11 protein-coding genes are annotated in these 13,224 nt (G+C 70.2%); 7 read left to right on the top strand and 4 right to left on the bottom strand.

Features of this window, described 5'->3' with window-relative positions; translation table 11 throughout:
* Together ACWGDX_RS04720 and ACWGDX_RS04715 are read left to right on the top strand one after the other, a co-directional pair.
* Positions 1 to 708, top strand: coding sequence for a DUF6338 family protein (locus ACWGDX_RS04720; RefSeq protein WP_453622247.1), 708 nt, complete (start codon positions 1 to 3; stop codon positions 706 to 708).
* Positions 671 to 880: a hypothetical protein gene (locus ACWGDX_RS04715; RefSeq protein ID WP_453622245.1), complete on the top strand. Its 210-nt coding sequence runs from the start codon at positions 671 to 673 to the stop codon at positions 878 to 880. Before ACWGDX_RS04720 ends, ACWGDX_RS04715 begins: the two co-directional genes overlap by 38 nt.
* A gap of 449 nt (positions 881 to 1,329) precedes the next feature.
* On the opposite strand, the gene ACWGDX_RS04710 is transcribed toward ACWGDX_RS04715, so the two are convergent.
* Positions 1,330 to 2,418, bottom strand: coding sequence for a tetratricopeptide repeat protein (locus ACWGDX_RS04710; protein WP_453622243.1), 1,089 nt, complete (start codon positions 2,416 to 2,418; stop codon positions 1,330 to 1,332).
* A gap of 543 nt (positions 2,419 to 2,961) precedes the next feature.
* Here ACWGDX_RS04710 and ACWGDX_RS04705 point away from each other — a divergent pair.
* The gene (locus ACWGDX_RS04705; protein ID WP_453622241.1) at positions 2,962 to 4,572 is read left to right on the top strand and encodes a hypothetical protein; all 1,611 of its coding nucleotides are present in this window, start codon (positions 2,962 to 2,964) and stop codon (positions 4,570 to 4,572) included.
* Positions 4,573 to 4,809: 237 nt separating this feature from the next.
* On the opposite strand, the gene ACWGDX_RS04700 is transcribed toward ACWGDX_RS04705, so the two are convergent.
* The gene (locus ACWGDX_RS04700) at positions 4,810 to 5,622 is read right to left on the bottom strand and encodes a calcium-binding protein (protein WP_453622239.1); all 813 of its coding nucleotides are present in this window, start codon (positions 5,620 to 5,622) and stop codon (positions 4,810 to 4,812) included.
* Between the two features lie 135 nt (positions 5,623 to 5,757).
* Positions 5,758 to 6,018: a hypothetical protein gene (locus ACWGDX_RS04695; RefSeq protein WP_453622238.1), complete on the bottom strand. Its 261-nt coding sequence runs from the start codon at positions 6,016 to 6,018 to the stop codon at positions 5,758 to 5,760.
* On the opposite strand from ACWGDX_RS04695, the gene ACWGDX_RS04690 reads away from it, so the two are divergent.
* The 3 genes from ACWGDX_RS04690 to ACWGDX_RS04680 all read left to right on the top strand — a co-directional run bounded on the left by ACWGDX_RS04690 (position 6,001) and on the right by ACWGDX_RS04680 (position 11,192).
* Positions 6,001 to 6,429, top strand: coding sequence for a hypothetical protein (locus ACWGDX_RS04690; RefSeq protein WP_453622236.1), 429 nt, complete (start codon positions 6,001 to 6,003; stop codon positions 6,427 to 6,429). The genes ACWGDX_RS04695 and ACWGDX_RS04690 overlap by 18 nt on opposite strands.
* Positions 6,430 to 6,576: 147 nt before the next feature.
* Positions 6,577 to 8,004, top strand: a complete 1,428-nt coding sequence (locus ACWGDX_RS04685; RefSeq protein ID WP_453622234.1) for a lamin tail domain-containing protein — start codon at positions 6,577 to 6,579, stop codon at positions 8,002 to 8,004.
* Between the two features lie 281 nt (positions 8,005 to 8,285).
* Positions 8,286 to 11,192: an ABC transporter substrate-binding protein gene (locus ACWGDX_RS04680; RefSeq protein WP_453622232.1), complete on the top strand. Its 2,907-nt coding sequence runs from the start codon at positions 8,286 to 8,288 to the stop codon at positions 11,190 to 11,192.
* An 11-nt stretch (positions 11,193 to 11,203) separates the two neighbouring features.
* Here the strand turns inward: ACWGDX_RS04680 and ACWGDX_RS04675 are convergent, their stop codons facing one another.
* Positions 11,204 to 12,025: a response regulator transcription factor gene (locus ACWGDX_RS04675; RefSeq protein ID WP_453622549.1), complete on the bottom strand. Its 822-nt coding sequence runs from the start codon at positions 12,023 to 12,025 to the stop codon at positions 11,204 to 11,206.
* A 369-nt stretch (positions 12,026 to 12,394) separates the two neighbouring features.
* Here ACWGDX_RS04675 and ACWGDX_RS04670 point away from each other — a divergent pair, with 369 nt between their 5' ends.
* A complete protein-coding gene (locus tag ACWGDX_RS04670) occupies positions 12,395 to 12,940 on the top strand; it encodes an RICIN domain-containing protein (RefSeq protein ID WP_453622230.1) in 546 nt (181 codons plus the stop codon).
* Positions 12,941 to 13,224: the final 284 nt, after the last annotated feature.

Raw genomic sequence — 13,224 nt, 5'->3', positions numbered from 1 at the left:
ATGCAGCCTCCGTCCTCCGTGCAGCAACTGACCTTCCTGGTCCTCCTGGTGCTGCCGGGCATCTCATACCAGTACCTGCGCGAGCGATGGCGCGGCCCGGTCCCCGGCGAGTCCCAGTTCGGTGAGCGGGTGCTGCGCGCCATCACCGCGAGTGTCGCCCTCAACGCCGTCTACGCCGCGGCCATCGGCCCCCAGCTCCTGGACACCTTCCGCACGGGAAAGGGCCTTCAGTACACGGCCCTCGCCGCGCACCCCAGAGCGGTCGGCCTGTGGTCGCTGGCGCTTTTCCTGGCCGTCCCGGCCGCCGCGGCGGCGTCCGTCTCCTGGTGGCAGCGACGCCGGGCCGTGGCCGTCTACCGCTCCGCGCCGACCGCCTGGGACCACCTCTTCGGCGCCGCCGACAACGGCGCCCCCTGCTTCATACGTGCCAGGCTCAAGGACGGTACGTGGGTGGGCGGCTGGTACGGCACGCGCTCGTACGCCTCGGGCTATCCCCACGGCGCGGACCTCTTCCTGGAGTGGGCGTACGAGATGCGTTCCGACGGCAGCATCGGCGCGCCGGTGACGGGAACCGCCGGGCTGTATCTACGCGTTGAGAACATCGACGTGCTTGAGCTGGTGCGCGCACCCGTACCTGCCGGCGGTCCGGACGACGAAGGGACATCCACGCATGCCCGAGGAGCAGATGCCCGAGGAACAGCCGAATGACGAGCCGCTGACCCCGATGGAACAGGCCTGGCTGGAGTCCCCCGACGAGGAGCGCGGCTTTCAGCCGACCGGCGAATCGCCGCAGAGCCCGCCGTCCTCACCGGCCGGGCGCGCCAGCGCCTCGCCGGGGCCGGAGCGCACCCCCGAACCGGCGGACGGCGACGGTTCCTGACCTCGACTCCGGCCGAAGGATGACCCCCAGATCAGCGAGGTGGTCGGTGAGGTGGTCGGTGAGGACGAGGGGTGGAAGGGCCGGCTCGTCCGGCCGTGCGCCCCGTACGTCACCGCCCGGTGGAGGCCCGGCAGCCCAGCCCGGCCGGGCCACTTCGGACGCGCGCGCCGGGGCCTGTACTCGACAGTGACCGCGATAGCCGGGCGCGGGGCGGGGCTGCGGGGGCGCGCGGCCGCGGGGCGCCGTACGAGAGGGCTCGTACCGGAGGCAGTGGCGGCTCGCGCCACGCCATCGCCGAACCGTGGCCGGGCCACGGCCCGGCCGGTGGCACCGTGGCTCTCACCGTATGTCAGGTGCCCGCAGTACTGATGGCCTGTCAGATGGCTGCCGCTCCAGGGCCGTTGCCGGTATCAGTCGGTGGTCTCAATCGGTGGTCTCAGTCGGTGGTCTCAGTCGGTGGTGGGGGCCGGTGGACCCGTCGTGGGGCCGCCGTCCTCGGTGCGGCCGGTGCGTTCGAGGAGGAAGGCCAACGCGTTGAGGGCGTGAGGGTCGCCCTGATCGAGGGCCTGGCGCAGAAGCCGTTCGGCGGATTCCAGGTCCCCCCGTTCCATTGCCAGGCCGGCGAGCTGGGTCAGGGCCGGTGCGTGGCCCTTGTCCACGGCCTGGGCCCACCACTGGGCGGCCTTCCCGGTGCGGCCCTGATCATGGGCGATGCCGCCCATGTTGGTGGCGGCCACACCGTCCGGATCCCCCGCCGTGATCGCCGCGCGGAACCAGCGTTCCGCCAGGGCGGTGTCCCCGTGCTCATAGGCGAAAGCGCCCAGGCTGACCATGGAGGCCACGGCGCCCTGTTCCGCCGCGCGGGTCCACCAGGGAACGGCGTCGTCGGGCCGGCCCTGGTCGCGCAGCAGGTTGCCGAGGTTGTTGGCACCGCTGGCCGTGGGGTCGCCGGCGTCGATCGCCTTGCGGTACCAGTGCTCGGCGCCGGTCTCGTCACCCCAGCCGCGCAGCAGGACGCCCAGGTCGGAACATGACGGACCGTCCCCGGACCGGGCCCTGTGGCACAGCTCCGTCCACTGCGCGTCCCTGGCGCGCAGGTTGTTCAGGGCCTCCGCGCGTGGGAAGGGGTGGGCGGGGGCCATGCCGCCTACGCCGGCCGCGTCCAGGAGGTGCCGCACGGCCTGATAGTCCGCCACGCCGATGCCGAGCCGGTACTCGGCCATGGCGAACAGCTCCGTCCCGGCACCGACGAGTATGGCCCTTTTGCACAGGGTCACCGCCAGCGCCTCGTCGCCCTGGACGAAGGCCCGGAGCGCGCAGGCCGCGCGCTGGAGTGCGGTCATCGACGCCGGACCGTCCGTGTCGTCCGCATACTCGCCGGGCAGCGGCGGAATCCCCTCCCCGCCGGTCCGCCCACTCTCGCGCGCCCCGGGCTCGGGGGCGCCGGACCGCTCCGTACCGCCGGTGCCCTTGTCGCCGCGTTCCCGCCGTCTGCCGAACCACCGCATGCCCTCGGCCTCCCCATTCCCGGCGGCCATGGCACCCGACACGCCCCGGCCGCACACCCCAAGCCAGCATCGCACCGCGCCCGGCGCGTGAGTAGACGTCCACCGGGCGCGCACGGACCCGACCGATACGGCGCAGCCGCCCCGACGAGCCGGAACAGGTCGCCCCGTCCCGTGACCGTGGAAGGCGCCCGGTCACGGGACAACTCGACCGGGACGCCCGTCCGCAGCAACCGCAACACGCGGTTGACGGCTTCGTCGTTGATGGCTTCGTCGCGGACCCGGTGGAACTCCCGGCCGACGACGTCAACCGCGCCAGAGCTCCGACGAACCGTCCCCAACTCCCCAACTCCGCCTGACTGACCGCACGGTGGCCTCGGCAGCATCCGGCAGATCCCGTAGTCGACGGCGGCTGACGACCGCTGATGGAGTGTTGAGCCTTCGCCCGCGGCGTTCATGTTCGCTCTCGGATTTTCGTGAAGGCCGACGGGCGCTCAGGGCAACCATCCGGGTCGCTCGGGGGTCGCATGGGGTGTCCTGAACCTGTACTCCGAGGACCATGGGGGTAACCGTACGATGTCGATACGTACCTGGCGCCGATGGGCGGCCACTCTGACCGCGGCGGCGGTCACCCTGCTCGGAGGGGCTCTGGCCACCGGCCCGGCACACGCGGACGGCGGGTCCGCGCCGTATCTGTTCGCTGCCCCCGCGGTCGGGCTCGCGGTGCCGGACGATGGCGAGGGCCAGGTCAGCTGGGGGCTGGACTCGAACGGCAGCACCCTCCAAGACGTCCGCGTCACCGTCGACATCACCGGCATCAGCTCCTTTACCAGCACCTCGAACGACTTCTGCGTCAACGGGCTGTGCGCCTTCGACCGCGGTGACGTCGACGAGAACGGAACCGGCGGCATCGTCGACATCAAGGCCAAGCCGGAGGCCGCGCTCGGGACCAGCGGCACGGCCGTCATCACCGGTACCGCTTCCGGCAAGGCGCTCGCCCCCTTCACCGTCAAGGTCACCGTCGGCGCGGTCGGCCTGGTCGTCAACTCCATCAAGCAGATCGACGACGCCAAGCCCGGCAGCACCCTGACCGCGCCGATCACCGTGGCCAACACCGGCTCGCTGACCGCCGCGACCACGGACTACCGGTTCGCGATCTCCCGGGGCCTCTCCTTCGCGACACACTTCCCGAACTGCGACTACGACACCGACGAAAACACCGGCAGATGGGAGCAGACGATCGCGACGTGCCACTTCACCACCCCGATCGAACCCGGCAAGAAGTACAAGCTGTCCACCGCGCTGAAGCTCAAGGTGAAGAAGTCCGCGCTCTACGAATTCCTCAGCTACGCCCCGACAGCCACCTCCACCACCGTGCCGGTGACGCCCAGGATCGCGAGCGCCGCCGACCTGTCGCTCGTGCCCGACGGCAGCGCGCCGCCGGCCGCCAGCGCGCCCCAGCACTCCCAGTGGGCCATCCACGCGGCCAACACCGCTGACCTCGCCGTCACCGGTGACACCGCCACTGCCGAGCCCGGCGCCACGGCCACGCTGACCGCCACGGTCGGCAACCTGGGTCCGGCCTCGGTCGACCGCTCCACGTACGACGACAACCTCGGCCTGCTGGTCGGCATCCCCAGGGGCACCACCACGACGCGGGTGCCCGCCGCGTGCGACCCGTGGACCGAAGGCGGCAGCGGCGAGCCCGCGCTCGGCGCGCCGCAGTACATGTGCGACCTCGACTCCCCCTTCGACAGCGGCCACACGCAGCGGCTGACCTTCACCGTGAAGGTCGACGCCGACGCCCCAGCCACCACCAGCAGTTCCGTGACGGCGCAGCTCGCCTACGGAGGCGCGCTGCCGTACGACACCGACAAGGCCAACAACACCGGCACCTTCACCGTGACCGTGCCGGGCGGCGCCGCCACCAGTACCACCGGCGGCTCGGGCAGCACCGGCGGCGGCAACCAGCCCTCCCCCCAGACCGGCACCCGGAACAGCGCCACCCCCGGGGCCTCCGGGGCTTCCGGCACCACGGGCGGCGACGCCCCGGCCGCCACCGGCTCGCTCGCCTCGACCGGCGGCAACGGCACGATGACCGTCGCCCGCACCGGAGCCGCCGCCCTGGCGCTCGGCGGCGCGGCCTTCGCCTTCGCCTTCGCCCGCAGCCGCAAGGCCCGCGTCTGACCGCCGTCACCCCACCACCGCGGCCCGCCGGGGGGCGCGCACACATAGTGCTGGATGACCGAAACGCGATGCCCTGGCCATGGTGACCCTGACCCGCAGGGCCTGCCTCGGGCGTCCAGCGTGGTCGAGCGCGCGCGAACCCGCGATGGGCGACGCGCGGAAAGCGGCGCCGGATCGCCCCTGAGGACGGTCCGGCGCCGCGTGTGGTGTGTGTCCGCGAGTGTGACGGTGCGATGCCTATCGGACGTCGATGGAGTCGCCGGTCGCGCTGACCGCGCCGGCGGTCGCCGAGCCCGCGTAGGTGAAGCGGTAGTAGCCGTCGGTGGCGGCGGTGACGGTGGTCTTCAGGGAGCCCGTGCTGGTGGACTTGATGCCCTTGACGTTCACGTAGTTGGTGGTCCCGGCCTTGCGGAACTGGAGGACAACGGACTGGCCGCCGTAGCCGATGTCCTTGTGGCTCTCCCAGTCCGCCCGGGTCAGGCTGCCGGTGACCGTGATGGTTTTGCCCTTCTTCACCGGCTCCGGGGCCGCGTTGGCGGTCAGCTTGGTGGCGCGCAGCACCTTGAAGGTCTTCGCGGGATCCCTGAATCTGTAGTCGCCGTCGGCGCCGATGGCGTAGGCCCACATCTTCCAGGTGCCCGCCTGCGAGTTCTTGCTCACGCCGAAGTGCCGGGCCGAGGTGCTCTTCAGCGCGAAGGTGCAGGTGTAGGTGGTGACGAGGTGCTCGCCGCAGCTGGGGAGCGTCACACCCCAGTCGTTGTGGTTGACGTCGGTGCCGTGGTACAGGATTCCGCCGGCGTCGCTGATGCCGTTCGGGTCGGAGGCCGTCAGCTTGACGGTCACGGACGCCTTGCCCGTAGCGCCGACCACGATGGACTTGCCGTCGTTGACGATCACGTTGGATATCTGGGTGTCGCCTTGTACATCGTCGGCCGGAGCGGCCGGAGCGACCGGAGCCGCCGAAGCCGCCTGAACGGCCGGCAGGGCGAGAGCGGACAGGGCCGAGGCGCCGACAACGACGGCTGCGGCAGAGCGGATACGCGTGCGCATGATTACCCCCACATCGAGTGTGATCCCGCCGAATCTCCCCCCGGCGGGTGACGTTGGCGTCGTGACCACTGTGCGCAGGCTTCCGCGTCCGGACGAGAGTTTCCCCGCGACCGCCGACGGCTCGTCGACCGGCCATTACCGGACACGGACATCATCACCGTCCGGCCCCCGCGGCGGCCCCGCCCGTTCACGGTGCTGCCGCGGTCGGCGCACCAGGGCGAGGAAGATCGTGCCGACGGCCGGGGGTTCGATCAGATCACCGGGGCTGGTTCCGGTCTCCTCGTGGTAGCCGGCCAGTCGCACGCTCATGACGGTGACGAGCCGGACGCGGGTGGCGGCGTTGATCTCCCGTACGAGGGTGAGGACGTCCTGATCGACGTGAGGCCGTTCCGTCACCGCGCCCTCGCCTCGTCGTCGGCGCTGGTGTTCCTGTCCGGCGCCGCCGCCCTCCACGGGACCATGCCGCTGCCGCTCCACCGGCAGCAGGTGCGCGGCCAGGACGCCCTCGGCGCCGCGCTGCTGCTCATCCCGCAGGGCGTCGGCACCCTCCTCTCCCGCTCGCTCGCCGGCCGGTACACGGACCGCCTCGGACCCCGCCCGGTCGCCATCGCCGCCTTCACCCTCTCCTTCACCCTCCCCTTCGCCGCGCCGCGTTCACAGCCGCGGCTGTTCCGCTCTGTCTCCTGTTGCCGGCTCCTGTTGCCGGGCCGGCCCGGCCCGGAGCCGCGGGATCAGAAAGCCATGACCCCCGAAGAGCCCACCGAAGCGTCCACCGAAGAGCCCGCCGAAGAGCCCGCCGAAGTCTGAGCGAGGGCGGTGTGGTGTCTGCGCCGACTCCCCGCTGTTCGCGGGGAGTTCAGATGGCCGTCGCCGGTGTGGCGGAAGCTTCGCCGGGAGCGTCGGCGCGCTCCTTGCTCGCTCTCCTCCTCCCCCACGAAAAGAGGACTGGCCATCTTGCGTACGCACTGGCACAGAAGAGCCCGACTCACCGCGGCCGCACTGTCCGCCTTCGCCCTCGGCCTGGCCGGCGCCCCGGCATCCGCGCACGCGCAGGCCCAAGCGGCGCAGAGCACGGTACGGATCAATGAGGTCGAGTCCAGCGGCGGCTCGGGCGACTGGGTCGAGTTGGTGAACACCGGCCCGGTCGCGGTCGACGTGTCCAAGTGGGTCGTGAAGGACAACGACGACGACCACTCCTACAAGATCGCCAAGAACACATCGCTCGCCGCGGGCGCGTTCCTCGCGCTGGACGTCGAGTCGTCGTTCGGGCTGGGCGACAAGGACTCCGCGCGGCTGTACGACGCGAATGGCGCCCTGGTGGACTCCTACTCCTGGACCGACCACGCCGACACCACGTACGGACGCTGCCCTGATGGCACGGGTGCGTTCACCACGACGACCGCGGCGACCGAGGGCGCGGCCAACGCGTGCGGCACCAGCGGAGGCGGAGGCGGAACTCCGGTCCAGGGGCCGTGGCCGGGGGGATCCGCGGTGACCGTCGCGGACGCCTCGAACCTGTTCGGCGAGAACCTCAGCGGGCTGTCCTTCGAGAGCCCCGGTGTGCTGTGGGCGGTGAACAACGGTCCGAGCAAGCTCTACCGGCTGGTGCCCAGCGGCACGACCTGGAAGCGCGACTCGGCCTCCGGCTGGTCGTCGGGCAAGTCCCTGCACTACAAGGGCGGTAGCGGCGAACCGGATACGGAAGGCGTGGTCGTCACCCCCGACGGGATGTTCGCCGTCTCCGAACGGGACAACGACAACGACGGCAAGAGCCGACCGGAGATCCTGCGCTTCGACGTCGCCTCCAGCGCCTCGTCGCTCAACGCGACCGGCAGCTGGAACCTCACCTCCGACCTGCCCGCCGTCGACGCCAACTCCGGGCCCGAGGGCATCTCCTGGGTCCCCGACTCCCTCCTGACCGCGCAGGGCTTCCGCGACGAGCACACCGGCGCAGCCTACGACCCGGCCTCCTACCCGGGCCACGGCACCGGCTTGTACTTCGTCGGCCTGGAGGCCAACGGCACCATCTACGCCTACGCCCTCAACCTGTCCGGTACCGGATACACCCGCGTCGCCACCGTTTCCAGCGGCTTCCCCGCCGTGATGGACCTGGAGTTCGAGCCCGCGACCGGCCTTCTGTGGGCGGCCTGTGACGACACCTGCCAGGGCCGGACCTCCACCTTGGAGATCGACGCCCAGGGCCGGTTCAGGCCCACCGCCGTCCACGACCGCCCCTCGGGGATGTCCGACTACAACAACGAGGGCTTCGCCATCGCCCCGCAGTCCACCTGCGCCAACGGCAAGAAGCCGGTTGTGTGGTCCGACGACGCCAACGACGGTGGCCACGCCCTGCGCGCCGGCACCCTGAACTGCACCCCCTGACACCAGCAGGACGGGGCGGGCCGGCCGACCGCCGACCCGCCCCGGGTGCCGGTCCACGTGAGAAGCGCGTCCGAAAGGCGGAGCCCCATCTTCCGCGGAATTCCACCCTCCGCGGTGTGCCGCCTTTCCCCTCCCTACCGGTTGTGCATCGTCGCCGCTCGGGACCTCTCCAGCCCTTCCGGTAACGGTTATTCTCGCAACTCACCATTGGTGAAGGGGGGGTTGCCTTGATAAAGCGGAACCGGCGTGGCCCTGCGGAGTGCGGGCAGGAACACCCGCGGATGTCTTCCCAGGCGGGGATCGACGTCCAGGCCCATATCGAGACACTGATCCACGAATTCCGCACCAGCGATCCTTTGATGCCCGTGATCGTCCTGCACGCCGAGGAGTCCGCCCAGGACGAACGGGTCGGCAAGCTCGTCGAGGAATTACGCGCCGGGCAGGAGGCACACGGCAGCCGTCTCGCCGTTCCGCCCAAGGCGCCACGGGAGGCGCCCGAGCCCGTACGGGCCGCCCATCTCGTACGGAAACTGGGGGAACCGCGGCGCTGGGACTCCCCGGGGGCGCTGTACCGACGCTACGCCTTCCCCCGGCTGCGGCTGGTGCGCGCCATAGAGGAGGCCGTACGGGAACTGGACCGCGACGGTCCGCCGCCCTCGCCCACCACACCCGACGCGGAACGCGAGCGGGAACAGCAGCTGCTCGACCAGCTCGCGAAACAGCGCTGGCGGCCCAGGGCGGGGTCCCGCTGGCGGGTCGGCCCCTCCCTCTTCGACACCGCCCATGTGCTCCCGGCCAGCGTGGTCGCCGGGCTCGCGGTGCTGCTGGCCAGTGTCGACCTGTGGGTGGCACTGGCCGCGGTACTCGGCATCCTGGCGCTGCTCACGGCCCTCAACTACTGGCTGCCGGGGCGCGCCCCGATCTTCCTGTGGCTGCGCCGCGAGAGCCGCTGGTTCCTGACCACGACCTTTCTCCTGCCTGTCTCCGGTCAGCAGCCCTCCGAAGTGCGGCTGCTGCATCCGTTCCGTTCCTGGAGGGCCATCGCGGCTCGCGCCAACGAGGTGGCGGACAGTGTGCGCGAGGGCGGGCAGGCGCAGCTCCAGCTCCATGTCCTGGCGCTCCTCGAAGATCTGCGGGACAACCACCGCCGCCGCAGCTGGGACCTGCGCGGTCTCAAACGCACCCGGCCCCCGATGCTCTTCCTGCCCGGCGCCGATGAACAGGGCGGCGGTTTCGCGCTGATCAAGGCGGTCAGTGACGTACGCAGTGTCCGCAGCGAACTCGACCCGCTCCTGCTGGTGGCCTCCGTGGCCAAGGACCAAGTGCGCCTGCTCGACCAGCACCATTCCGCCCGCCCCGTCCAGCAGGCCGCTCAGCTCTCCGACGGGCTGCGGGACGGCATCCGGCAGGCCCACCAGGAGTGGGAGCACGGGCTGCGGGCCGGCCAGTCACCCAGCCGGTCGGGACAGGTGCCGTGGGAACTGCGGATCGCGCTGCCCACCGAGGACCTGCGGCGGCTGGAGGAGCAGCGACGCTGGTGCACCCGTGCTCCGTCGCGCCCGGCCCTCGCCCGCCTCGTCTGGTCGCTGCCCGTCTTCTCCCTCGCCGGACTGCTGATCGTGGGCTCGCTCGGCTACTCCTGGTGGGATCTGCGGAACCGTTACTGCTCCGCCGGGGTACTGACCGCGAACCACGACACCGAGCTGGTCGAGGGCGTGGGCGGCACGGACGAGTGCATCGGAATCGCCACCGGCGGCGTACGGTTCGCCGACGCGGGGAAGACCGGAACCGCCGACGACGGAACCGCCGACAACGCCGTCCCATGGACTCTCGGGCAGTTGGAGGACCGGATCCACGCCGAGAACGCGCGGATCGAGCGGGGCCACCAGGGCTCCTATGTCACCGTGGTGTACGCCGGACCGCTGAGCAGTTCCCCGGAGGACGGCGGGCGGCCCCTGGTGAAGGGGTCCGAGGAACTGGCCGGGGTCTATCTGGCGCAGGTGGTGATCAACAGGAGGAACAAGGTCAAACTCCGTGTCCTGCCCGCCAACGGCGGGATCGACATGAGCCGGCAGAAGACGATGGCCGACAGGATCGCCACGTACGCGGAGAGGGATCCCACCGTGGTGGGTGTGATCGGGCTGGGGCGCGATCTCAAGACCAGCCTGGCCACCGCGGAGCGGCTGGTGGAGGCGGGCCTGCCCGTGGTGTCGGGGACGAACTCGGCCGCCTATCTCCCGCGCCAGATGCCCAACTGGTTCAGCCTTGCCGCGCCCGACAACTGGCAGGCCGACCAGTTGGGAATTCTCGTCCGCCAGCTTCGCACTCCGGCCAAGCCGCAGTATGCCGCCGTCCTCGCCCGGAACACCCTCGGCAGCGACGATCTCTACACCGACGAGCAGGCGTACTACGGCGGGCGGATGCTGAAGAGGGAGGGCTTCATCACGAAGGAGCTGCGTTACCAGGTGAGTGTCGGCACGGCGTCACTGGAGAACCAGATCGAGAAGCTCTGCGAACAGGGCGAGCCTCCTTCCGTCATCTACTTCGCGGGCAGGACCGAGGACGTCGGGCCGCTGATGTCGGAGCTGACTTCGAGGTGCGGCGACCGGAGGATCGCCGTCATCACGGGCGACGACTTGTCCAAGGCGGATTTCGGACGCGGTGAACCCGTGGCCCAGAAGGTGACGCTCTACCACGCCTCTCTGGCCGATCTCGAAACGCCCGCCGACGGTACGCTCTTCTACGCGAACGCCAAGAAATTCCTTCCCGGCCTCGACGGCAAGGACGCGTCGTACACGAGCCCCTTCCTCCGCAACGGCCAGACCGCTCTCTCGCACGACGCGACTCAGGCTCTGTACGAGGCCGCGAGCCGCAGCCGCAGCCGGCAGCCGCAGCGGCCCCTGACCGAAGGCGCGAGCCGCGGCCCGAGCCGGGAACCGCAGAACCGCGCCACCACGTGGGTGAACCTCAGAACGGTCACGCTCAAGAACATGGCCACCGGCACGATCGACTTCACCAAGGCCCCCGTGTACGGCGACCGCGAGGGCCACGGCATCGCGCTGGTCCGGGTACGCAAGGGCGACGACGGCGCTGTCGTGTCCACGAAGCTGTGCGCCAGACCGGCGGGCGACCCCCGTCCCCTCACGCGGAAGGACTGCGACATCACCACGCCCGACACCCCGGATTGAGCTTCGCCGGGTCATCGCCGGGCGTGATTTTCGGGTTGGCGGAGCCACCAGGCGACGGCGGCGGCGCGGCTGGGGACGTTGGCTTTGGTGAAGACGCCTTCGAGGTGTTTGCGGATGGTTCGTGGGCTGATACCGAGTTTGCGGGCGGCCTGGTCGTTGGTGTGGCCGGTGGCGATAAGCGCGAGCACCTGGGTTTCGCGTTCGGTGAGGGTGCGCCGGTGCCGTGGGGCGCCGGGCGGGTCCGCATCGATCCTGGCTTGAATCGCGGTGGTCTGGGCTTGGAAGTCCAGCGCTGTGGCGATGAGGTCGCGAATGGGGTGGAGAGCCTGGGTCTCGCGGTCGGAGAAGTCGTGGAGCCTGCGTGTCAGGCCGATGAGCACCAGGTTCTCGTCGGTGACGCGTGGTGCCATCACCAGCAGATGGCGCATGCCGTACCGGGCGAACACTTCCTGGTAGACGAGAGTCTGCCGGAAACGGTTGAAGGTCATGAAGTCGCTTATGCGGTACGGGCGTGGGTCGCTGGTGGCGAGCAGGTTCCCGAGGTACGGGTCGTCGGCGGACAGGGCCATCCACTGGTCGATCTCGCCTGCGGACAGGCCGTTGGGTTCTCCGGCCATGGTCACCGATGGCGTCCGCGTCCGCCAGGAAGGGCATATGTCGATACATACGCAGTCCGCGCCGACGGCGCGGAGCAGCCCTTCGGCCAAGTCCTCCACGTAGGGCTCGTTGTTGACGATGCGGTGGGCAGCGCGCAGCGCGTGCCGTAACAGACTTGCCTCGTTCACAGCGGCCCCCCGGTCGGCTTCCCGAAGCGAGAATAAGCCGAAGGGCATGTCATGCACAGGTCATCCGAGGGGTCAAGGTGGCGGAACAGGCACCTGTCGCCCGCACGCCGCCCCCTCCACGATGGACGCGGGGGCGAGAAATGTCTGGGATTCGGGGACGGGTGACGGCGCGGTGTTTTCCAGCGCCCCATTCGCCCCGACCCAGAAACATGCCCGGAAACCGATTGGGTAACGGCACGTCACCGACGTAGGCGGGCATGGTCGATCCTGCCCCGGATTCGCACCCAGCTTCGCGAACCGGGAACACTCCGATCTCATCCGCTCGTCACCACATCTCACCGGTGAACGCCAGGGAAGGGGAATGGGTTGCATTTCTTACGGAAAAGAAGACTGAGGCAAACGACGCTGGTAGCGGCGATGATCACACTGGCGAGCCTCGTGGCCATCCCGTCAGCCACTGCCCGGGAAGCGGCGGCGGCCGCGGATCCCCCGTACGTGGAGATCGTGAATCAGTGGACCGGGCTCCGCGCGGACGTCATGTGGGCCTACACCAACCCGGGCACCGGGGTCTTCCTCTGGCCTGACAACGCAAGCTGGTCGCAGGAGTTCGAACGGCTCGACAGCGGAAACGGATTCTTCCGCATCAAGGCACGTCACTCCGGCCAGTGCCTGACCGTTGCCGGCGGCAACCCCGCGAACGGCGTACCGATCGTTCAGGACCCGTACTGCGACGCAGGCGGCCGGTCGAATGAGTGGTACACGCAGGAGATCCGTCCGCCGCAGGGGCCGTGCATGTGCTTCCCCATTACTTACATGATCATCAGGAACCGTTTGAGCGGACGATGCATGGAAGTCAACTCCCCCTCCGGCCAGCCGGGTGAGCAGTCACCTCTACAGGTGTGGAACTGCATCACCTCGGGCACGGAATGGAACCGCGCGAACCAGGTGTGGCGCTGGGTGTGAGTGCCCGGCACTCATCCGCCCTCCCGCCGGCGCGTGGCCACCCACGCTCCCCCACGGACGGCAAGAAGGCCATCATGCGGGGCCGCCACGCATACGTGGCGGCCCCGCATGGGCACACGGACGAACGCACCCGCGCGCCGGGGCGCCGGGACCGGTGGCGCCGATGTCCTCACCAGGAGACAGACGCTGCCAGGCGCCGGCGGGAGCATCCCCGGTGTTGGCGGGCAGACCCATTCGATCAACTGACCAGCCAAACCCAAACGAAAGATCCTAAGGGTTGTCCC

This window comes from Streptomyces sp. NPDC055025, from assembly GCF_053608565.1.
Note: the sequence above shows the minus strand (reverse complement) of the source record. Positions and strands in the feature narration are given on the sequence as shown.